The 21894-nt window shown below is 64.6% G+C and carries 20 protein-coding genes; 9 read left to right on the plus strand and 11 right to left on the minus strand.

Annotated elements, in window-relative coordinates:
- Positions 1-134: 134 nt before the first annotated feature.
- Both ABIB73_RS08095 and ABIB73_RS08100 read left to right on the plus strand, forming a co-directional pair.
- Complete coding sequence (locus tag ABIB73_RS08095; protein ID WP_354222854.1) at positions 135-755, plus strand: response regulator transcription factor; 621 nt, start codon at positions 135-137, stop codon at positions 753-755.
- A gap of 204 nt (positions 756-959) precedes the next feature.
- Complete coding sequence (locus ABIB73_RS08100) at positions 960-2630, plus strand: mucoidy inhibitor MuiA family protein (protein ID WP_354222856.1); 1671 nt, start codon at positions 960-962, stop codon at positions 2628-2630.
- A gap of 189 nt (positions 2631-2819) precedes the next feature.
- On the opposite strand, the gene ABIB73_RS08105 is transcribed toward ABIB73_RS08100, so the two are convergent.
- The 4 genes from ABIB73_RS08105 to ABIB73_RS08120 are packed head-to-tail and all read right to left on the minus strand — an operon-like array spanning position 2820 to position 5877.
- On the minus strand, positions 2820-3626 hold the full coding sequence (locus tag ABIB73_RS08105; protein WP_354222857.1) for a heme ABC transporter ATP-binding protein: 807 nt from the start codon (positions 3624-3626) through the stop codon (positions 2820-2822).
- Complete coding sequence (locus ABIB73_RS08110) at positions 3623-4714, minus strand: FecCD family ABC transporter permease (RefSeq protein WP_354222859.1); 1092 nt, start codon at positions 4712-4714, stop codon at positions 3623-3625. The genes ABIB73_RS08105 and ABIB73_RS08110 overlap by 4 nt, the downstream gene beginning before the upstream one ends.
- A complete protein-coding gene (locus ABIB73_RS08115; protein WP_354222861.1) occupies positions 4711-5664 on the minus strand; it encodes a heme/hemin ABC transporter substrate-binding protein in 954 nt (317 codons plus the stop codon). Before ABIB73_RS08115 ends, ABIB73_RS08110 begins: the two co-directional genes overlap by 4 nt.
- A gap of 6 nt (positions 5665-5670) precedes the next feature.
- Complete coding sequence (locus tag ABIB73_RS08120) at positions 5671-5877, minus strand: hemin uptake protein HemP (RefSeq protein ID WP_354222862.1); 207 nt, start codon at positions 5875-5877, stop codon at positions 5671-5673.
- A gap of 252 nt (positions 5878-6129) precedes the next feature.
- On the opposite strand from ABIB73_RS08120, the gene ABIB73_RS08125 reads away from it, so the two are divergent.
- The 6 genes from ABIB73_RS08125 to ABIB73_RS08150 all read left to right on the plus strand — a co-directional run bounded on the left by ABIB73_RS08125 (position 6130) and on the right by ABIB73_RS08150 (position 11532).
- Positions 6130-8475, plus strand: a complete 2346-nt coding sequence (locus ABIB73_RS08125) for a TonB-dependent hemoglobin/transferrin/lactoferrin family receptor (protein ID WP_354222863.1) — start codon at positions 6130-6132, stop codon at positions 8473-8475.
- A 94-nt stretch (positions 8476-8569) separates the two neighbouring features.
- On the plus strand, positions 8570-8902 hold the full coding sequence (gene hmuQ, locus ABIB73_RS08130) for a heme-degrading protein HmuQ (protein WP_354222864.1): 333 nt from the start codon (positions 8570-8572) through the stop codon (positions 8900-8902).
- A 27-nt stretch (positions 8903-8929) separates the two neighbouring features.
- On the plus strand, positions 8930-9445 hold the full coding sequence (gene hutX / locus ABIB73_RS08135) for a heme utilization cystosolic carrier protein HutX (protein ID WP_354222865.1): 516 nt from the start codon (positions 8930-8932) through the stop codon (positions 9443-9445).
- A gap of 27 nt (positions 9446-9472) precedes the next feature.
- Positions 9473-10252 carry a tonB-system energizer ExbB gene (exbB, locus tag ABIB73_RS08140; protein WP_354222866.1) on the plus strand — a complete coding sequence of 260 codons (780 nt, stop codon included), beginning with the start codon at positions 9473-9475 and terminating at the stop codon, positions 10250-10252.
- Between the two features lie 3 nt (positions 10253-10255).
- Positions 10256-10705, plus strand: a complete 450-nt coding sequence (gene exbD, locus ABIB73_RS08145) for a TonB system transport protein ExbD (RefSeq protein ID WP_354222868.1) — start codon at positions 10256-10258, stop codon at positions 10703-10705.
- A complete protein-coding gene (locus tag ABIB73_RS08150; RefSeq protein ID WP_354222870.1) occupies positions 10705-11532 on the plus strand; it encodes an energy transducer TonB family protein in 828 nt (275 codons plus the stop codon). Before exbD ends, ABIB73_RS08150 begins: the two co-directional genes overlap by 1 nt.
- Positions 11533-11705: 173 nt before the next feature.
- Here ABIB73_RS08150 and ABIB73_RS08155 read toward each other — a convergent pair whose 3' ends face one another.
- From ABIB73_RS08155 to ABIB73_RS08175, 5 genes are all read right to left on the minus strand, one after another.
- Positions 11706-13061 carry an esterase-like activity of phytase family protein gene (locus ABIB73_RS08155; RefSeq protein WP_354222872.1) on the minus strand — a complete coding sequence of 452 codons (1356 nt, stop codon included), beginning with the start codon at positions 13059-13061 and terminating at the stop codon, positions 11706-11708.
- A gap of 84 nt (positions 13062-13145) precedes the next feature.
- Positions 13146-14042, minus strand: a complete 897-nt coding sequence (locus ABIB73_RS08160) for a carbohydrate ABC transporter permease (protein WP_354222874.1) — start codon at positions 14040-14042, stop codon at positions 13146-13148.
- Positions 14035-14991 carry a carbohydrate ABC transporter permease gene (locus ABIB73_RS08165; RefSeq protein ID WP_354222876.1) on the minus strand — a complete coding sequence of 319 codons (957 nt, stop codon included), beginning with the start codon at positions 14989-14991 and terminating at the stop codon, positions 14035-14037. Before ABIB73_RS08165 ends, ABIB73_RS08160 begins: the two co-directional genes overlap by 8 nt.
- Positions 14992-15158: 167 nt before the next feature.
- Complete coding sequence (locus tag ABIB73_RS08170; RefSeq protein ID WP_354222878.1) at positions 15159-16502, minus strand: ABC transporter substrate-binding protein; 1344 nt, start codon at positions 16500-16502, stop codon at positions 15159-15161.
- 86 nt (positions 16503-16588) lie between these two features.
- Entirely contained in the window at positions 16589-17632 is a 1044-nt protein-coding gene (locus ABIB73_RS08175) for a C-terminal binding protein (RefSeq protein WP_354222880.1), read from the minus strand.
- A 259-nt stretch (positions 17633-17891) separates the two neighbouring features.
- Between ABIB73_RS08175 and ABIB73_RS08180 the strand changes: the two genes are divergently transcribed.
- Complete coding sequence (locus ABIB73_RS08180; protein ID WP_354222882.1) at positions 17892-19577, plus strand: methyl-accepting chemotaxis protein; 1686 nt, start codon at positions 17892-17894, stop codon at positions 19575-19577.
- Between the two features lie 130 nt (positions 19578-19707).
- Here the strand turns inward: ABIB73_RS08180 and ABIB73_RS08185 are convergent, their stop codons facing one another.
- On the minus strand, positions 19708-20685 hold the full coding sequence (locus tag ABIB73_RS08185; protein ID WP_354222884.1) for a Bug family tripartite tricarboxylate transporter substrate binding protein: 978 nt from the start codon (positions 20683-20685) through the stop codon (positions 19708-19710).
- A 264-nt stretch (positions 20686-20949) separates the two neighbouring features.
- Positions 20950-21885, minus strand: coding sequence for a DMT family transporter (locus ABIB73_RS08190; RefSeq protein WP_354222886.1), 936 nt, complete (start codon positions 21883-21885; stop codon positions 20950-20952).
- Positions 21886-21894: the final 9 nt, after the last annotated feature.

Consider the following 21894-nt stretch of genomic DNA (forward strand, 5'->3'; position numbering starts at 1 on the left):
AAATCAGGGAACAGGATGGAACATACATAAGCGAAACCGAAGCACTGGCGCGAATGCCGTGCGCACGACGGCGGGGCGCGACGGGCCCCCGGCCGCCTCGGACCATTTGACCAAGACATTATTGGATCGGGATTATGCCGGGAAACATGCTTTCCAAGGGTGAGGTATTCGTCATCGACACCGACGCCGCCTCCCGCGAACAGCTTTCAACTGCGCTCGAACAGAGCGCCTATGACATGATCTGCTTCGCCGACGGTGCGTCTTTGTTGTCGGAAGCAAAGGCGCGGATGCCGGCTTGCGTGTTGCTGGAGATGCCGCCAGATCGCTCCGCCCTCGACGTGCTCAAGCGACTGCGCGAGGAGAATTGCATGGCGCCGGTTCTCGTGACCTCCGCGAACGGCAGCATCGCCATGGCCGTCGACGCGATCAAGAGCGGCGCGTCCGATTTCATCGAGAAGCCATTCCGCACCCATGACATCGTCGACCGTATCGATGCCGCGATCGAAGCGTTCGCACAGCCCGATGCGAACCGGCAGCGCTGGCTTCCCGGCTGCGAGCCGCTGACTGCGCGCGAAAACGACGTGCTCGTCCATCTTGCTGCCGGCCTGACCAACAAGGAAATCGCCCGCCGCATGCATCTGAGCGCACGGACAATCGAGGGCTATCGCGCCAGCATTTTGAAGAAGGCCGGCGCCAGGAATGTGACAGACCTGCTCCGCCGCATCTTCGGCCAGGCGTCGCCCAGCCAGGTCTGAGGCTCTCCTTCAAAGCCTTGGGTGAAAAGCCTTGGCTGTGCCGCGGCGCGATCAGGCGTTCCGCGGTCATGGTGCCGCCGCGGCGGCGCCCCACGGAAACCCCAATCGAACCGGTTCCTTCTCTGCCGCGTCTCATCACGATGGCGCTGCATGTTTTCACGCGTCCGGCTGGCGGCGCGGCGACATTGGCAGGAGGGAATTTTGATGCGCACGATCGCAAGATGTCTGGCGACGACGAGTCTGGTGCTGGTGACAACGGCGTTCGCGTTGCCGTCATGGGCCGCCGATGTGGACGCCACGTCTAGCATCGACACGGTCACCGTTTATCCCGATGGTGCGACCGTCACCCGCGTTATCGCACTGGACATTGCTTCCGGCGACAGCACGCTGGTCGCGAAGGACTTTCCGCTTTCGCTCGATCCGTCCTCCCTTCGCGTCGAAGGCGAGGCGGGCACCAAGCTCACCATTGGTACGATCGACGCACGACCGCCGCGCGCGGCCCCTCCTGTCAATCTGCCCGAACTCGACCAGCGCATCGAAGCGCTCAGGGATCAGCGCGCCGATTTGCAGGGCGCGATCGACTCCGCCACCGCCCGGCGCAAGTTCGCACAGCACTTTGCCGAGGCCTCTCCCGCCGGCCTCGGCGACAAGGGCGAGGCGAGGCCGATCACCGAATGGCGCGCGGCCTTTGCTGCAGTTGCCGAGGAGATCGCGACCGCCGACACCGCGATCCGTGACGCCGCGCGAAAGCAGCGCGAGATCGATCGCCAGATCGCGCAACTCGAAGCCGAGCGCTCGGCCAAACCGCCGAGCAAGCTCGAGGTGCGGATCGACGTTGCCTCTGCCGCCGCAACGAAGGCGACGCTGCGGGTGACCTACGCTGTCCGTAATGCGCGCTGGCTGCCGCTCTACGACGCCCGGCTCGACACCGGCGCCAAGGACCGCAAGCCGCAGTTGGAGCTGGTCCGCCGCGCCGAAGTCACGCAATCGACCGGCGAAGATTGGTCCAACGTTACGCTCGGCGTTTCCACCGTTCGCATCGGCCGCGGCGGCGGCGCCCCGGAGCTGAATTCGCTGGTCGCGCAATACCCGCAACCGCCCAAGCCGATGGCACTTGGTGCAGCCTCCGATCTGGCGCGGCCTGCTCCGGTGATGCGCCAGGTGCAATCGCCCGCTATGGCCAAAGTCGCAGACGCGCTCGAGCGCGTCGACGAGCAACAGGCGGTCGCCGAGATCGGCGACTTCCAGGCCACCTTCCGGATTCCCGGTCGCGTCAGCCTCGGCGCCGCCGAGGGCGCCAAGAGCTTGCGCATTGCTTCCATGAGCGTGCCCGCCGACCTCGCGGTGCGCGCCGCACCGGTGATGGATCCCACCGCCTTCCTCGAAGCCAGCTTCAAGCAGACCGACGACACGACGCTGCTGCCGGGCAAGGTCGCGATCTATCGCGACGGTGTCTTCGTCGGCCGCGGCAAGCTCTCGGCTTCAGCCAAGGACGATATCGCCCGGCTCGGCTTCGGCGCTGATGACAAGGTCAAAATCGAGCGTGCGGTGCTCAAGCGCAACGAGGGCTCGGCCGGCCTGCTGGTCACGACCTCGAAGACCGACGAGCGCGCGTTCAAGACCACCATCCGCAACGGTCACGACTTCCCGATTCACGTCGCGATCGAGGACCAATTGCCGGTCAGCGAGAACGAGGACATCGTCGTCGAGATGCTGCCCGCGACCACGCCGCCGACCGCAAGCAACATCCGCGACAAGCGCGGCGTGCTGGAATGGTCGTTCGACGCCAAGCCCGGTGAGGTCAAGGACATCAACTTCGCCTGGCGCATCCGCTGGCCGAAGGACAAGGGCATGGTGATCGTGCCGGCGGGCTAAGATTGCTCGCCACGAAGCAAGCGCGCTCCCTCTCCCGCATGCGGGAGAGGGCTGGGGTGAGGGTGCTTCCACATAGAGACTCCCAATGTGGAGAAAGCCCTCACCCGGCGCTTCGCGCCGACCTCTCCCGCAAGCGGGAGAGGTGCAGCGAGTCCGCGGTCGCATCGATCGTCCCAAAGCCTATATGTTCTAGCGAATTGGCGCAGACGCCGCGGTGCGCATCGATTGCGGCAGCACGTAAGGCACGCCGTCGGCCTGATGCACGACGGCGTCGATCTCGAAGATCTCGCGGATGGTCTCGCGTGTGACGACATCGGCGCGCGGGCCGTCGGCGGCCAGCCTGCCTCCATTCAGCACGATCAGCCGATCTGCGAAGCGGATCGCGAGATTGAGGTCGTGCAGGATCGCGATCACGGCCGTGCCGCCGGCCGCGCGGCGCCGCGCCGCCTCGACGAGATCGATCTGATGGCGCAGATCGAGGCTTGAGGTCGGCTCATCCAGCAGCAAAAGTCCGGGTCCATGCGCGGCCTCACCGCAGGCGAGCTGCACCAGCACGCGGGCGAAATGAGCGCGTTGCTGCTCGCCACCCGATAGCGTCGGCAATTGCCGTTCGCGAAAATGCTCCAGACCAACCTCGTGCAGCGCGGCGTCCACGAGCCCGCCCGCGTCGCGCGGGCTGCGATCGCCGGCGCCCATCAGCACGATCTCCTCGACCGTGAAGGGGAAGGCGACGTTGACGTGCTGGGAGAGCATCGCGCGGTGTGCAGCCAGCTCGCGCGGTGTGAAGTTTTGGATATCGCGCTGCTTCAGCCGCAGCTCGCCCTGGCTCGGGCGGAGGTCACCGGACAATAGCCGCAGCAACGTGGATTTGCCCGCGCCGTTAGGACCGATAATGGCGACCATCTCGCCGGCCGTCACAGTCAGGCTGACTCCATCCAGCAGCGTTGCGCGCCCGGCACGCTTGCTGAGGCCGCGCGCCTCGATCACCGCGCTCATAGCGAGGCGAGCCCGCGCTGCCGCATCAATATCCCCAGGAACAACGGCGCGCCGACCGCCGCTGTCAAAATGCCGATCGGCATCTCCGCCGGCGCCACGATGGTGCGCGCTAGCGTGTCGGCGCCGACCATCAGGATGGCGCCGAGCAGCACCGAGGCCGGCAGCAGCAGTCGATGCGCCGGTCCGATGATCAGGCGCAACAGATGCGGCACGACGATGCCAACAAAGCCGATGACGCCGCTGATCGAGACCGCGACGCCGGTCATGGCGGAAACCAAGACGATCGAAATCCGCTTCAGTCTCTCGACGTCGACGCCGCCGTGAAACGCGTCGGCCTCGCCAAGCAACAGCAGATCGAGGCCACGCGCAATAAACGTGCAGGCCGCGAGCGCGACGACGAGAACCGGCGCGAGCACGGCCGCCTTGGTCCAGGTCGCGCCGCTCATCGAGCCCAGGAGCCAGAAGGTAATGTCGCGGAGCTGACGGTCGTCCGCGACGAAGACGAGCAGGCCGATGCCGGCATTGGTGATGGCGGTGATGGCGACGCCCGCGAGCAGGAAGATCGCAATCGAGGTTTTGCCGGCACGGCTAGAGATGCTGTAAAGGATCGCGGTCGTGGCCAGCGAGCCCGCGAAGGCTGCGAGCGGCAACAGCTCTGTCTGGAGGAAGCGGTAGGCCTCGCCGAATCGCGAATCGGTAAAGACAATCGCGCTCGCGGCCGCGAGCGCGCCGCCGCTGGAGACGCCGACCAACGCGGGGTCGGCGAGCGGATTGCGAAACAGGCCCTGCATGATCGCGCCGGCGGTGCCAAGCAGGCCACCGACCATCGCCGTCGCCGCGATCCGGGGAATGCGGATCGACCACAACACGAGCTGGTCGCGCGTGGTCACGGCATTCGCTGTGCCATCCGAGACGAAGCCCAGCGCAGCAGGCAATCGGGAGAGCGGAATGCCGGCTGCGCCGACTGTGAGCGCGATGATCGCAGTGGCTGCGAGCGCGGCAAGGAGCGCCGGAATTGCGATCGACGCGGATCGTCGTCCCGCGTTGCGTCGCGCGGCCCGCGCCTCCGTCCCGATCGCCATGGTCATTGCCGGCAATTCGCCGCCGACAAGGCCGACGTGAATGTGCCGCCCTGTTCTGCCAATGCCGGATAGAGCTTTATGGACAGATCCCGCGCGGCTGCTGCGGTGCGCGGTCCGAAGCCGAGCAAATAAAGCCCGTCCATCGTCACAAAACTCTTGTTGGCCGCGACCGGCGTCAGGGCAAAGCCGGGATGAGCGTAGATCGCGTCGGCCTGGAGCGAATCCTTGCCTCGCTCGATCGACAGCACGAATTCGGGCTTGGCCGCCACGATGGCTTCGTCGCCGATGATCTTGTAGCCGTCGTAATCATCGACGGCGTTGGCCGCGCCCGCGAGTTGGATGATCTCGTCGGCCGCGGTCTTGTGGCCGGCAACCATCGCCCGCCCGTTCTGGAGCGACATCACGAACATCACGTGCACCGGCTTCGTCACCTTGGCGCGCAGCGCGCGGAGCTGGGCGAGATCGGCGCTGACCGCCGCGCTCAGGCATTCGGCGCGCGCATCGACTCCCATGGCGTGGCCGACCAGTCTGATCTTCTCGATCAGGCCCTCCTCGGAGAAGGTCTCCGGCACCAGTACCAGCGGCACTTTCGCGGCCTCCAGGATGTCCATGGTCTCACGCGGGCCAGATCCCTGGATGGCCAGGATCAGCGTGGGGTTGAGGCCCAGCACGCCCTCGGCCGAGATCTGGCGCATGTAGCCGACATTTGGTTTGTCGTGCAGCGCCGCGGCCGGATAGAGGCTCGTGGTGTCGACACCGACCAGCCGGCTCTCGAGCCCGAGCTCATAGAGGATCTCGGTGATGGCGCCGCCGATCGAGACTGTGCGCGCGTAGTCGGTGACAGCGACGTCGCGATTGCGCGCGTCGTGCACGGTGATGCTGGTGGCGTGCGCGGCGGAAGCGAGTGCGATCGTACTGGTGAGCAGCAGATGTGAGAGGGTGCGACAAAATGTCATTGCAGGTTACTTCGTCAGGATCAGCTTGTTTTGCGAGGTCAGACGGAGGCGATAGCTCTCCTCGCCATGCGCGATGATGATCTCCCGCTCGGCGGCAAACAGCTCGCGGCTGTCGATCCGGTTACCCCGCATCATTAGGGTTCTCGTTGTTGCAGAAGGGTTTTCTCCGTGCCCTTCGGCGTCGCTGATGTTGTCTCCGGATGCGGCTGACATTGGTGTTGTGATGCGCCTTCGAAATTTCAGATGCGTCCTGCTTGTATAAGCGGCGCGAAGCGCATTCCAACCGCAGCAAATTACAATCGATATAAACTGCAACCTCGCGACATTGACCGTCAGAGTGTTGCCACGTAACCAATCAAGACGCGGCGCAACTTGCCCGCGTCTTGAGAAAATTAGCCAGCCAGTCGCTCTCTTTGCGAGCGCACGCCAGCCAACCAACAAAGTGAAGTGCAGGCTGAGGCTGATATGGCTGACGGGGCTAGGTATTCGCGCGCTCTCATTTTGGGCGCGTCGGTGGTTTCAATCGCGGCAATGGTGACGGAGAGCGGTCTCGCGCAGACCGCTCAGCCGCAGGCCGAAAATGCGTCGTCGGAACGGCCGAAGCAGGCCAAACGCAAGCAAGCCAAGCCGCAAGTTGTTCAGCAGGCCAAGCCTGACGTGATGAATGCCCGGGCCCAGGCCGGCGGCACGGCGCCCGTGCAGACGCTCGACACCATTACAGTCGCCGCAACCAAAACCCCGGAGCGCGCGATCGATGCGCTCGCGCCGGTCAGCTCAGTGTCGCTCGACAAGATCCAGGGCCTGCAGCCAAACCGGTTGTCAGACGTCTTCTACGCCGTCCCCGGCGTGTCGTTCCAGGAGCGCGGCGATGATCCCGCGACCGTCATCAATGTCCGCGGCTTGCAGGATTTCGGGCGCGTCGCCGTGGTCGTCGACGGTGCGCGGCAGAACTATCAGCGCACCGGCCACAACGCCAACGGCTCCTTCTTCCTCGATCCCGAACTGATCGGTGGCGTCGACGTGGTGCGGGGGCCTACGGCCAACATCTATGGCTCCGGCGCGATCGGCGGCCTGGTCTCGTTCCGGACCAAGGACATCAACGACGTGCTGCGCCCTGGCGAGCGCTGGGGTGTCGATCTCTCCGGCTCCTATGGCTCGAACAACAGCCGCGGCCTCGGCTCGGTGTTCGGCGGCGTGCGCGCCACGCCCGATGTCGATATTTTCGGCGGCGCGGTCTACCGCACCCAGGGCAACTACAAGGACGGCAACGGCACCGAGATCGGCAACACCGGCAACCAGGTCGAGGCCGGGCTGATGAAGCTCACGGTGCGTCCCGCGCTCGGTCACGAGGTCAAGTTCGGCGCCACCTTCCAGGACTATCAATACGACATCGGTCAGATCAACCGCGGTCCGACAACGACTGCTGCCTTGATTGCGTTGAATCGCGGTTCGTCGGTCTATGCGTCCGACACCAAGAACTACACCGGCACCGTCACCTGGAACTACGCGTTGCCGAGCGACAATCTGTTCGACTGGCACATGTCGGTCTATGGCAACCGCACCGACAACGACCAGACCAAGACCTATCACTACAGCACCACGCCCACGGCCTATTGCGGTGGCGGCCTCGGCAACAACATCTCGGGCTGCGTCGGCGACAAGCGGGGCTATGCCCTCAACACGTTCGGCGTCGATGCCAACAACACTACGCGCTTCAACGTCGGCGACTGGCGCAACGCGCTGACTTACGGCGTCGACGCGTTCCAGGACGACGTGATCACGACCGACAGCCGCGGCAACTCCAACATCACCACGCCGAGCGGCATTCGCACCGTGTCGGGCGGCTTCCTCCAGCTGAAGCAAAACTACGGCACCTGGTTCGAGGCTGTCAGCGCGATACGCTATGATCGCTATAATCTGCAATCGGGCAATACGAACACAGGCGGTGACCGCTTCTCGCCGAAGATCACCCTCGGCGTCACGCCGGTGGCGGGCTTCCAGCCCTATGTCAGCTATGCCGAAGGCTATCGCGCGCCCTCGATCACCGAGACCGTGATTTCCGGTGCGCATGCGACCGGTGGCGGACCGGCTTTCTTCGTCTGTCCGGACGGCACCTCCGGCCTGTTCTGCTTCCAGCCCAACCCGAACCTTCGTCCCGAGGTCGGCAAGAACAAGGAAGTCGGCATCAACTTGAAATACGACAACATCTTCACCGCGTCAGACTCGTTCCGCGGCAAGATCAATCTGTTCCGCAATGATGTCTCAGACTACATCGATCTCGTCGCCTCGACGCCGGTCGCGACGCCGTTCGGCTCGTTCAGCCAGTTCTATCAGTACCAGAACATCGCCAATGCCCGCATCCAGGGCTTCGAGGCGGAGACGATGTACGATGCCGGCAGCTGGTTCGTCGGCGTTGCCGGTCACTATATCCAGGGCAAGAACGTCGCGACCAATGTCGGGCTCGCGACCATCACTCCGCGCAAGGTCGCCACGACCGGCGGCGTCCGCCTGCTCGATCGCACGCTGATCCTGACCGCGCAGTGGGCCTCGTTCGGTCCCAACAATGACGTGCCCGCCGGCTATCTGCCCGCGACCGGGTACGAGCTGGTCAATCTGTACCTGACTTACAACGCGACCAGGGACATCGTGTTCTCGGCGTCGATCGACAATCTCCTGAACCAGTACTACCGGCCTTACGCAATTCCCGGCAGCTCGACCGACGGCACCACGCAGAACGACGTGCTGTGGTCGAGCCCGGGACCGGGCCGGGTCTACAAGGCCGGCCTGAAGATTCACTTCGGAGGTGCGTAACCGCTAGCACCACGCCACCAACCTCCGCCGGGCCGCGTTGATGCTCCAGCGCGGCCTCAGCGTGTTTTCGTCTTGATCAGAAGGAGAGACTTTCATGTTCATCGCCATGAACCGGTTTCAGGTGAAGAAGGGCGCGGAGACCGCGTTCGAAACCGTCTGGGCCACCCGCGAATCCTATCTCGGCAGCATGCCGGGCTTCGTCGAGTTTCATCTGCTGAAGGGTCCGGAGGCCGAGGACCACACGCTCTATTCCTCGCACACGACCTGGGTCGACAAGGCGGCGTTTGAGGGATGGACGCGCTCGGATCAATTTCGCCGAGCCCATGCCCGCGCCGACAATCCGACCGGCGAGAGCCTCTATCTCGGCCATCCCAGGTTCGAAGGCTTTGAGGTGATCCAGAGCGAGCGCAAGGCTGCGGCCGCCTGAGGCGGCGAACGACAAGAGGAGCCGGACATGCTGAGCACCGATCTCGCCGATCTCAGGGCGCATATGGCCGACAATCCCGGCGCGGTGATCGAGGATGTTGCGCGCGAGCGCAAGGTCTCGCCGCGCGCGCTGATCGAGGCGCTGCCGTCGTCGATGGTGCGCGTCGGCAGCGGCGAGCACTTCGCCGCGGCCATGCAGGACATCGCGGAGTGGGGCGAAGTCACGCTGATCGTGCATACCGATGACGCGATCTTCGAGTTCACGGGCTCAATTCCCGCGGGCGAGATCGGCCGCGGCTATTTCAACCTGATGCAGCCGAAGGGGTTGCACGGCCATCTCCGCCACGAGCGCTGCGCAGGCGTGGCTTTCGTCGAGCGGCCCTTCATGGGCAAGACCTCTGCCTTTGTCGCCTTCGTCAATGCCGATGGCGGCATCATGTTCAAGGTCTTCGTCGGCCGCGACGAGACCCGGGCGTTGCGTGCGGATCAGTTCGCGCGGTTCCGGCAGCTTGCCGACCGGATCGCGGCGCAGCCCGCGGCGTAGCTTCTTTCTATCTGTCGGGAGATCAGGATGCAGGGCATTTCCGGGCTTCGGCACATGATCGGATCCATCCTGGCGGTGGCGCTCGCGCCGTCGCCGGCCGTCGCGATGGACGAGGCATTGCTGCCACGTAATTTGTCGCCCTGGGGCATGTTCATGGGGGCCGACATCGTCGTGAAGACGGTGATGATCGGGCTCGCCTGCGCCTCACTGGTGACGTGGACGGTGTGGCTTGCCAAGACCATCGAGCTTCGCCGCAAGAGCGTGCTCGCCCTGCGGCGCACGCGCGCGCTCGAAGGCAATTTGAAGCTGACTGAAGCGGCAGAGCAAACCGGTGACGTGCACGATCCAGTCGCCCAACTCATCCAGTCCTGTGCCAGGGAGGCGGAGCTCTCCGGTGGCATCCTCGACGACGGCCTTCAGGAACGGGTAGCCCTGCGGCTCGAGCGGGTCGAGGCGGCGATGTCCCGGCAGATCGCGCGCGGCACCGGCGTGCTCGCGACCATCGGCGCCACCGCACCGTTCGTCGGTCTGTTCGGCACGGTCTGGGGCATCATGAATTCCTTCATCGGCATCTCCGAGAGCCACACCACGAGCCTCGCGGTGGTCGCGCCCGGCATCGCGGAAGCACTGCTCGCCACCGCGCTCGGCCTCGTCGCCGCGATCCCGGCGGTGGTGATCTACAATCATCTGGTCCGCGGCATTGCCAATTACCGCGCGCTGCTCGGCGACGCCTCGGCACAGCTCATGCTGCTGGTCAGCCGCCAGCGCGACCATCGCGATTTCCGCCTGGCACGGGCGGCGGAGTAGGTCATGGCCGCGAAGCTCGGCGCACGCTCGCTATCTGCGCTCAGGTCGCGCGGCGACGTGAGCGACCTCGACGTAACCCATGAGATCAACGTCACGCCGTTCATCGACGTGATGCTGGTGCTCCTCATCATCTTCATGGTGGCCGCGCCGCTTGCCACCGTCGACATCGGCGTCGAGCTGCCGGCGACCGCCGCCGCGCCGGCACCGCGGCCGGACAAGCCGGTCTTCGTCACCGTGAAGCCGGATCTCTCGATCGCCGTGGGCGAGGAGACAGTCGCGCGCGATGGGCTTAGTGGTTCGCTCGACGCCGCCACCAAGGGCAGCAAGGACGAGCGCATCTATCTGCGCGCCGACAAGGCCGTCTCCTACGGCGACCTGATGGAGGTGATGAACGCCCTGCGCAATGCCGGTTATCTCAAGGTCGCGCTGGTCGGCCTCGACGGACGCAGTTGATGGCTGCGAACGCTTTTGCCCTGCATGAGCCGCTCGGTGAGCGCGAAACCGCGCGGTGGAGCCTTTCGGCCGTGGTGATCGTGGCGTTGCATATTGCCGCCGCGCTGCTTGCCATGAGCTGGCTCAAGTCGCAACCAGAGCAGGGCGTGAGCCTCCCGGCGATCATGGTCGACTTGGCGCCGGTGACCTCGGCGCCGCAATCGACGCAGGACGATGTCGCGCCGGGACCGCCGATGCAGGCGGCCGACGCTTCGCCGCCGGAGCCGATGCAGCAGCAGGCCGTCGAGGAAACGATCGCGCCGACGCCGCCGCAGGAGAAGCCGGAGGTCGTGGCACCGCCGGAGCAGAAGCTGGAGCCGACGCCGGCCAAGCCTGAGCCAGCGAAGATCGTGCCGGTTGAAAAGGCCACACCGGCGAAGCCGAAGGTGGTTCGCCGTGAGGCGAAAAAGCCGTCGAATGCAACGCCCGCGTCCCGCACCAGCGCGCCGCCGCGTGCCGAGCGTGAGGCGCCGATGGCGTCCGCCATGAGCCCAGGGGCTGTCGCTTCAGTGATCGCGTCCTACAATCAACGCGTCCGCGCCCATCTGATGCGCTTCCACCAATATCCTTCCGGCGGCGGCGGTCAACGCGGCGTGGCCAGGCTGAGCTTCACTCTCACCCGCAGCGGGCAGGTCACATCCAGCCGTCTCGGCTCGTCCGGCGTCGCTGCGTTCGATGCTCAAGCCACGTCGATGATCCGCCAGGCCTCGCCGTTTCCGCCGTTCCCGGACGAGATCAAGAACGGCTCGATGAGCTTTTCGATCCCGGTAGAGTTTACGGTGAGATAGCTCGGCTTCTTCACCTCGCCCCGCTTGCGGGGAGAGGTCGGATTGCATCGAAGATGCAATCCGGGTGAGGGGGACTCTCCGCGAGTCTGTCTCTGACCGTGATCCTGGAAGCAGCCCCTCACCCCAACCCTCTCGCCGTTAGAACGGGGAGAGGGAGAGGAGAGAGCAGGGCCCTACTTCGCCTTCAGAAAATCAGCGACTTCGAGCAGCATGAACTCGTCGTCATCGGCCTTGTTGGGATCGCGGCTCGACGAGAACGGTAGATTATTGTCGTTGCCCACGATGATGTGGGTATCGTCGACGCGATCGACGTTCTCGATGGTGAAGAACGGGAAGGTGTAGACGCCGTCATTGAGCGGCTTGCGGGCCTTCTTGTCGGGGTCCTGGATCTTCAACAGGTCGATATAGCCGATCTTGCGCACGGGCTTGCCGACATTGGCCTCCGTCAGCTCGATCTTGTAGACGCGCTTGAACTTGGCGACGTCAGGGAAGCAGTTCTCGCCGCGAGTACCTTGCGGGCAGGCCTTGTCGGGCGTGCCTTCGCCGTTATCGCGCTCGATGACGAGGCCGGCGCTCGGATCGATCATGTTGAAATCGCCGATGGCGTTACCGTTCTGCTCGAACACGTACTGCCAATAGCGGCCGGTGAATTTTTCCGCGGCGACGTCGAATTCGAGGATGCGGGAGGCTTCCTTGCCGTCGACCCGCTCCCAATCCTTCTTGTCGGCGTCCCACAGCGGCCCCTCGAGCAGGCCGTAGAGGAATTTGCCGTCCTTGGACGACGCAAAGCCCTCAAAGCCCTTGGAGCGGCGGAGGTTGACATTGGTGTAGGTCGCGCCCGGCGCGCCCGGCGTCGCCACCGCCCAATGATCGGGCGAGCGCACCCGCTTGCCGTCGGCAATCGTCTCGAAAAGCCCAAGGATCTTGCCGGTCTTGTCGGCCTTCAGGATATAGGGGCCGAACTCGTCGCCGATCCAGAAGGTGTCGCCGACGATCTGAAAACCTTCGGTGTCGAAGTCGGAGCCGGTGAGGTAGCGCTTCTGCGTGTCCTCGTGGACGATGCGGAACGGCACCTTCTTGTCGGGATCGTGCAGGAAGACGGTTTCCTGGCGCTCGATCTTGCCGCTCGCCCAATCCATCTTGTAGCGGTTCAGGTACAGCATCGAGTCCGGCGAGTTGGCGCGCGCGCCCATGCCGTTGTCGGTGATGACCCAGAAGCTGCCGTCGGGCATGGTCTTGATGCCGGAATGGCCCTGGAGCGGCTGGCCCTTGAACGGCAGCGCGACGCCGGTCGGACGCTCAAAGGACTTGCCCATCACGGTGCCGAGCGCCTCGACGCGCTTGCCGGTGGTGTATTTGCCCGAGGTCTTGAGATCGGCGGGCGCGTCAGCCGGCGCGTCGATGAAGGTCGCGGCCGGCATCACCACGTGGCCGGCGAGCTTGGCCGGGAATTCGCCTTCGCTCTGCGCGAGCGCCGTGCTCGCGGTGAGAAGGATCGTTGCGACGGATGCAAGAAAAGTCGCGCGCATGTGCGTCTCCTGTTGTCGGAGGCCGTCTTATGCGGACCGCACGTTGCAGTTTTGTGAAACCGGGCCAAACGCCGCAGGCGCCGGCTATTCTTTGACCGCGCCGGTCAGCGAGGACACGTAGTAATCCACGAACAGCGAGTAGAAGATCGCAACCGGCAGCGAGCCAAGCAGCGAGCCCGCCATCAACGCGCCCCACTGGTAGACGTCGCCGGTGACGAGCTCGGTCAGGATCGCGACTGGCACGGTCTTGTTGGCGCCGCTCTGGATGAAGGCGAGCGCGTAGATGAACTCGTTCCAGGACAGCGTGAAGGAAAAGATGCCGGCCGAGATCAGGCCGGGCACGGCGAGCGGCAGCGTAATCCGGCGCAGGATCTGGAGCCGCGTCGCGCCGTCGACCAGCGCGCATTCCTCGAGCTCGTAGGGGATCGACTTGAAATAGCCGATCAGCAGCCAGGTGCAGAACGGCACCAGGAAGGTCGGATAGACCAGGATCAGGGCCAGCGGGCTGTCGAACAGGCCGAACTGCACCACGACGGTGGCGAGCGGAATGAACAGGATCGACGGCGGCACCAGATAGGCCAGATAAATGCCAAGGCCGACATAGGGGCTGCCACGGAAGCGCAGTCGCTCGATGGCGTAGGCCGCCAGCGTGCTGGCGATCAGCGACAGCGTGGTCGCGCCGATCGCGACCAGCATCGTCGTCCACAGCCAGCGCGGATAGGCGGTCTCGAACAGCAGATGCTTGATGTGCACGAGCGTCGGCGAGGTGATCCAGAACGGGTTGTGATCCTTGTAGTTCATCAGCTCCGCGTTCGGCTTGAACGACGTGATCGCCATCCAGTAGAACGGAAACAGCAGGATCAGCACGAAGCAGCCGAGCGGCAAATAGATCATCATCAGCCGCCGCAGCCCGGAATCCCAGGCCATGGTGTCCGGCGGTGTGGTGGCGACGGCGGCAGGTTGCGCGACGGTGTCAGTCATTACTCTCTCCCTGCTGCCATTTGCGGCGCGCCAGGCCGAAGTAAGAGAACAGCGTCGCGAACACCAGGAACGGGATCATCGACACCGCGATCGCGGCGCCTTCGCCGAGTTCGCCGCCGGCGATGCCGCGCTGGAAGGCGAGGGTGGCGAGGAGGTGGGTCGAATTCCCGGGGCCACCGCGGGTGATGGCGTAGACGAGCTGGAAGTCGGTGAAGGTGAAGATGATCGAGAAGGTCATGACGATCGCCAGGATCGGCATCATCATCGGGAAGGTGATGTAGCGGAAGCGCTGCCAGGCGCTGGCACCGTCAAGCATCGCCGCCTCGTAGAGCGAGGGCGAGATGGTCTGGAGGCCCGCCAGCAGCGAGATCGCGACGAAGGGAATCCCGCGCCAGATGTTGGCGGCGATCAGCGAGAAGCGCGCCGGCCAGGGCGAGCCGAGGAAGTCGATATTGGTGGTGCGCCAATGCAGCACGTCGACCAGGAGATAGGAGATGATCGAGAACTGCGGATCGTAGATCCACCAGAACGCCAGCGCCGAGAGCACAGTCGGCACGATCCATGGCATCAGGATGACCGCGCGCAACAGGCTCTTGAACGGAAAATGGTTGTTGAGCAGCAGCGCAAGCCAGAAGCCGAGCGCGAACTTCCCGAAGGTCGCTATGCCTGTGTATATCACGCTGTAGAACACCGCGTTCCACCACAGGGAATCGGTGAGCAGATACTGGAAATTCTCAAGGCCGACGAAGACGCCCTTGCGGCCGATCGTGGTGTCGGTGAAGGCGAGCCAGATGCCGAGGCCGAGTGGATAGGTCAGGAACACCGCGAGCAGCCCGATCGCGGGCGCAAGGCACATCACGATCAGGAACGGCTTGTAGTCGAACAGGCGTACGATCCAGCCCGGCCGCCGCTGTGCCAGTACGGGAGAAGAGAGTGTGGTCACGGACATCAGTTTGTTGTCCTGTCGTTGAAGGTCACCACACCGTCATTGCGAGCGAAGCGAAGCAATCCAGTCTGCCTCCGCAGTTGCAGTCTGGATTGCTTCGTCGCTTCAGTGCAAAATTGCTTCGCAATTTTGTCACGAGCTCCTCGCAATGACGGCCGCTCTGTCGGGCGTTACTTCTGCCGCCGGAAGTACCGCTTGCAGCGCTGCTCGGCTTCGGCGGCCGCGGCCTCCGGCGTGGCAGCGCCGGTCGCGACGGATGCGAACATCTGAATCAGCACGTAGTCGGCGCTGACGGCGCCGGTCGCGGTCGAGATCGGGCCAGCGTAACCGTCATAGTAGATGGTGTTCATGGTGTCCTTGAAGATCTTGACCTTGGGGTCTTCGCTCCAGACCTTGGCCTCCGCATAGGCGGCCAGCGGCTGGGCCCAGTAGCCGGAATTGGCGTTGAGCCACGGTTCGTACTGGTCCTTTTCCAGCATGTATTGCAGGAAGGCCTTTGCGGCGTTGGGGTACTGGCTGTGCTTGAATACCATGGCGTTCAGCGTCAGGCCCGCCATCGGGGAGACCTTGGCGACACCCTTCGGCAGCAGTTGATGTTCGCTGTCCTCGGCGATCGCCTTGGTCGCCGGATCGTTCTTCAGTGAAAAGTATAGCGAGACGCCGTTGGCGGTCAGCGCGATCTCCTGCGCGGCATAGGCGCGGTTGTTGCTGACGTCGTTCCATGACGTCGTGCCGGCGATGAAGGTCGGATAGAGCTGCTTGACCCAGTTCAGCGCGGCGATCGTCTCCTTGCTGTTGATGACGACATTGCCCTCTTCGTCGAGCAGCGCCGCGTTGTGCGACCACAGCGCCCAGTTCGCAAAACCGTTGCCGTCGCCCTTGGCATTGCCGAGCGCAAGGCCGGCCGGCTTGCCGGCCTTCTGGAGCTTCTGGCAGAGATCGAGGATGCCGGCATGGTCTTCCGGCACCTTGTCGAAGCCGACCGATTGCAGGATCGACTTGCGGTAGATCAGCGGACCCGCGGTGGCGCCGAACGGTAGTCCGATCCAGGTGTCGCTCTTGTTCTTCTTGCCGTAGCGCTGCGCCAGCGGCAGCCAGCCGCCATAACGCTTGCCGACATAATCGGCCACGTCGGTCAGCTCGATCAGCTTGTCGACATAGATGTGCGGAGCATCGGAGAAGCCGATGATGATGTCGGGGCCCGCGCCGGAATTGGCGGTCACCGCGGTCTGCTGGTTGATGTCCTCCCAGCCGACGAAATCGACCTTGACCTCGACTCCGGTGTCCTTGGTGAACTTCGCGGCATTGGCGCGGAATACGTCCTCGTCGGCCTGGACGAAGCGCACCGGCCGCAGCATGCGCAGGCTTGCGCCTTTCTCGATCGGCAATTTCGGGGCGGGGACGTCCGCCGCCTTGATCGCGGACTGGGCGTTCGCCGGAGCACCGGTTGCCGCGATTGCCGCGGCGGACAGGCCCAGCGCCAAGGCATCACGACGTGTGATGTCGTTCCTCATCAGTTCCTCCCTATGATGTTTCCCTTCCCGGCGTTGATCGCCGGTGAAGGGTCGTTCCGGTCTCCGGCGCGTTTTGCGCCGGCCGCCTAGCTGTTCGGCCCGCGATCCATGCTGACGGGCTGCCAGCGGCGGAGCGCGGTGTCTTGCAGCACCGACGGGTTGACGCAGCTTACCGGCCACATGCCCTGAAGCACCAGTGACAATTCGTAGCCCACGCGGCGCTTGCGCGCTTCGTCGAACCGTGCCGAGGCGGAGGCCACGTGGGCGGTCAGGGTCACGTTCTCCATGCTGAGGATGGGGTTGTTATGCGAGGGCGGTTCCTTCTCCAGCACGTCCAGGGCTGCGTGCGCGATCCAGCCCTCCTGAAGCGCCTTGATCAGGCTCTCCTCGTCCACCGTGGCGCCGCGGCCGGTGTTGATGAAGACCGAGCCCTTCTTCATCTGCCGAAAATGCTTCTCGGTCAGCATGTGATGCACCTCCGGCCGGGCGGGCGCATGCATCGAGACGAAGTCGGACTGCGACAGCACCTCGTTCAGCGTCGCCGGGATCACGCCGTGGTCGTACATCAGCGTTTCCTGGATGAAGGGATCGTAGGCCATCATGCGCAGGCCGAAGGGCGCTGCGCGCTTCGCAACCGCACGCGCGACGCGGCCGAACGAGATGAAGCCGAGCGTCTGGCCCATCAGCCGCGGGATCTTGAGCAGCGCCGGCCGGCCCTCGGCCCAGCGGCCGGTGCGCACCATCCTGTCCTGCTCGACCAGGCGGCGGAAGCCCGCGAGCAGCAGCATCATGGCGTGGTCAGCGACCTCCTCGATGAAGGTGTCGGGAATGTTGGTGACGGGAATGCCGCGGGCAGTCGCGGCCTTCACATCAACGCTGTCGACGCCGACCGAGCCGAGCGTGATGACCTTGCAGCTCTCCAGCGCGTCGATGATGGTCTTGGTGATGGGGATGCCCTTGGCATAGATGGCATCGGCGGTCCTGGCGGCGGCGATGAACTCGGCCTCATTGGCGGGCGCCTCGACGATCTCGGCATCGATCGAATCGAGCGCCTCGCGCTCGTACGAATAGTCGCTGCCGGCGACCGTGAAGCTCGCGCCCTTCGGCGTCACCACCCTGTATTTCGGCATTTCCTGCTCCCGATTTGGTTTGTCGGTTCTTGTTGTGGCCCGCACCTGTGGCAGGCCTTTGCGTCTTTTACGCGAAATCGACGCGAGCGCGTACAATTCCCGGTTGTCCGGAGCGACGATTTTTGCCGTTTTTCCCGGTATTGCCCGGGCTTCTACGGAGGCGTGTAAGTAACTTGCTAAGGGGTCTCACACTACAAGTTGATTTAATTTCGATCGATTCACTCGCGCGCCCGCATCCCTTTATCTCCGGAGCCACCCCGTGAAGTTGAGCAATATGAAGATCGCCCCCAAGCTTGGCATCCTTGTCGGCGTCACCTTGTTCGGCCTGTGCGTTGCCGGAGTTCTCGCCGGTTATTTGATGAAGCGCGAGATGGTGAATGCGCGCATCGATCAGGCCAAGTCGATCGTCGATTTGGGTCGCAACTACGCTGCCGCGCTGAAGAAGCGCGTCGATGCCGGCGAGATGACGAAGGACGCGGCCATGGCCGAGCTTCGCCGTTACGGCAACGCGATGACCTATGACAACGGCTCGGGCTATTTGTTCGGCACCTCCTATGACGGCATCACCCAGCTCGCGCCCGATCCGAAGCAGGTCGGCACCAACCGCATGGAGGTCGTCACCAACGGCCGCAAGCTGTCGGTCGAGCTGATGGATGGCGTCAAGGCCAGCGGCTCGATCCTGCTGTATTATGAATATGTGAAGCCCGGCCAGGAAACGCCGATCCGCAAGATCGGCTACGCTGTCGCTGTACCCGGCTTCGACATGTATCTCGGCACCGGCGCCTATCTCGACGACATCGACGCCAAGATGGGCCCGGTGTTCTGGTTGCTCGGCCTCGCCATGCTCGCCATTGTCATCGTGGCCGGCGGCGTCGCCTGGCTGATCGGCCGCAGCATCAGCCATCCGCTGGCGCTGCTCGGGACCCGCATGAAGGATCTTGCCGATGGCAAGCTCGAGGGGGACATCCCCGGCGTCGGCCGCGGCGACGAGGTCGGCGCGATGGCCGCGACAGTCCAGATCTTCAAGGACAACGCGGTCCGCATCCGCAACATCGAGAAGACCGAAGCGGAGGCCAAGGAGCGCGCCGCGGTGGAGCGTCGCAGCGCGATGGAAGGCATCGCCAGCGACTTCGAACGCAGCGTCAACGGTATCGTGCGCTCGGTCTCCTCGGCCGCGGCCGGCATGCAGAGCACGGCGCAGTCGATGACCGCCACCGCCAGCGACGCCTCTTCGCGGGCGGCGACCGTCGGTGCGGCCTCGCAGAAGGCCTCCGGCAATGTCGGCACGGTTGCGGCCGCCGCCGAAGAGTTGTCGAGCTCGGTTGCGGAAATCTCCCGCCAGGTGACGCGTTCGACCGAAGTGGCGAGCCGCGCCGTCAGCGACGCCGAGCGTACCAACGCTACGGTGCAGGAGCTCTCCACCGGAGCCGAGAAGATCGGCGAGGTGGTCAAGCTCATTCATTCGATTGCGGCGCAGACCAATTTGCTCGCGCTCAACGCCACGATCGAAGCGGCGCGAGCCGGCGAATCCGGCCGCGGCTTCGCCGTGGTCGCCTCCGAGGTCAAGGCGCTGGCCAACCAGACCGCCAAGGCGACCGAGGAGATCTCCGCCCAGGTCGCGGCGATGCAGACCTCGACCAGCGATGCGGTCGCGGCGATTGGCGGCATCACCCAGACGATCGCCGAGATGAGCGAGATCACCGCCGGCATCTCCGCATCCATCGAGCAGCAGGGCGAGGCGACCCGCGAGATCGCCCGCAATATCCAGTCGGTCGCGGCCGGCTCGAGCGAGATCAACACGCATATCGGCGGCGTCACCTCGGCCGCGGAAGCGACCGGCAGCGCGGCCACCGACGTGCTCACGAACGCCCGCGAGCTGGACAACCAGTCCGGCGCGCTGCGCAGCGCCGTCGACGGCTTCCTCGCCAAGGTGCGCGCGGCGTAAGTTTCGACGTATCCGTGCCCCGGGCGCAGCGCAGCACGTAGTGGTGCGCTGCTGAACCGGGGCCCATGCTTGCGGCTCTCTGGATCCCGGCCAGCGGCGCATCGCGCCTCGCCGCGTCCGTGACACGGGCCTATTGCTTCTCGATGCCCGCGTCCCGGATCAGCCGTTCCCAGAGCACGAGCTGCTCGCCCACGAAGGTGCCGAGCTGCTCCGGCGTGCCGGAGAACGCGTCCATGCCAAGGGTGGCGAGCTGGGCCTTGATCTCCGGCTTCTCGACGATCTTCCGGATCTCGGCGTTGAGCCGCGCCACGATCTGCTTCGGCACGCCGGCCGGGCCGAAATAGCCCTGCCATGACGAGATGTCGAAATCCGGCACGCCGGCCTCCTGCATCGAGGGCAGGTTCGGCACTAGTGGCGTACGGTCCTTGGTGGTGACCGCGAGCGCCCGCAGCGCGTTGCCGTTGACGTGCGGCAGGCCGGTCAGAATGTCCACGAACATCATCGAGACGCGGCCGCCCATGACGTCGTTGAGCGCCGGCGGCGAGCCCTTGTAGGGCACATGCAACAGGTCGAGCCCGGCATTGTGCGCAAAGGTTGCACCCGACACGATCGCCGAGGACGAGCCCGAGGCGTAGCTCAGCTTACCCGGATTGGCCTTGCCATAGGCGACGAGCTCGCTGACGGTCTTTGCCGGCACGTCCGGATGGATCACCAGCATGAAGGGCAGGTCGCCGGTGCGGGCGATCGGGGTGAAATCCTTCACCGGATCGTAGGTCAAGCTCTTGAGCAGATAGGGATTGGCCGAATGCGTGGTGTTGGTGGTCACCAGCAGCGTGTAGCCGTCCGGTGCGGAGCGTGCGACGTAGGTCGCAGCGATCATGCCGTTGGCGCCCGCCTTGTTCTCGATCACGATGCCGACGCCAAGCGCCTGCGACAAATGCTGCGAGATCAGCCGCGTCGTGGTGTCGGTGCCGCTGCCGGCCGCAAACGGCAGCACCAACGTGATGTTGCGGCTGGGCCAAGTGTCAGCCTGCGCGGTGGATGCGGCTGCAAGACACAGCGCGGCCACCCCGACGGTGCGTATGACGCGGAAGAGCGATGGCAGCATGTTTGGACGTTCCCTCTTTTTCGTTGGCGGGGAACCTAGCCTCTCCTCATTGAAACCGGAAGGCGCGAGTTTGTCGCTGGCTCTCGTGCCCCGGATGCAGCGCAGCGCTTCCCTGGCGATGCGAAGCATCGTCCAGTTCAGCGGTGCGCTGCTGAGCCGGGGCCCATGCCAGCGGTAACTGCGTCCCGGCTCCGCGATGCACCGCTTGCGCGCTGCATCGCGTCCGGGACACGAGACTTCACTCGTTGCACCCGCGACGTGGAATTACTTCACCGCGGAGCCCTGCCGCGACGCGATTACGACGCCGGCGAGCACCAGCGCGTAGCCGATCAGGTGAAACGGCTGGAGCTTTTCGCCGAGCAGCAGGATCGCCATCGCCGAACCGAACACCGGCACCAGATGGAAGAACGGCGCGGCGCGGTTCGGCCCGATCAGCGCCACGCCGCGGTTGAAGAAGAGATAGGCGAGTGTCGAGGGGAAGATCAGGATGTAGCCGAGCGTCGCCAGCGTCACCGTGTCGAATTGCAGGACGCGGCCGCTCCAGGCCTCCCAGACGGCCGTGGGCAGCAGCATCATCGCGCCACAGCAGGTGGTGAAGGAGAGAAACGAGAGCTGATGAACCTTCGGCCGGCGCGGGATGAAGGCCGAGTAGATCCCGAACGCCACCAGCGAGGACGCGAACATGATGTCGCCCCTGTTGAAGCTGATGCTCGCGAGCGCCGCAAGATCGCCGTGCAGGATGATGACCAGGACGCCGAGAAGCGAGATCGCGATGCCGGCGAGCTGCGCACCGGTCAGCCCTACGCCGAACAGCGCCAGCGACCACAGCGCCACGAACAGCGGTCCGGCCGACTGAATCAGCAGCGCGTTCAGCGCCTCCGTATATTGCAGCGCCCAGTAGGAGATCGCGTTGTTGAAGGCGAAGCCGACCATCGACAGGAACAGCATCAGCGGCAGGCTTTTGCGCAACGCGGGCCAGTCGCGCTTCAGATGCGGCCAGGAGAATGGCAGCAGGATCAGGAACACGCCGAACCAGCGGATCGTGGTCACCGTCAGCGGCGGCACATGCGCGCCGACATGGCGCGCGAGCACGATGTTGCCGGCCCAGAACAGCGAGCTCAGGCTCAACAGCAGATAAGGCTGGTTATTGAGCCAACTGGCTGGATTGGAGGCCGGTGGCGCGGGCGAAGCGATCGTCATTGGCGTTGG

The sequence above is a fragment of the Bradyrhizobium sp. F1.4.3 genome (assembly GCF_040548375.1).
In the GTDB taxonomy this organism is placed as follows: Bacteria; Pseudomonadota; Alphaproteobacteria; order Rhizobiales; family Xanthobacteraceae; genus Bradyrhizobium.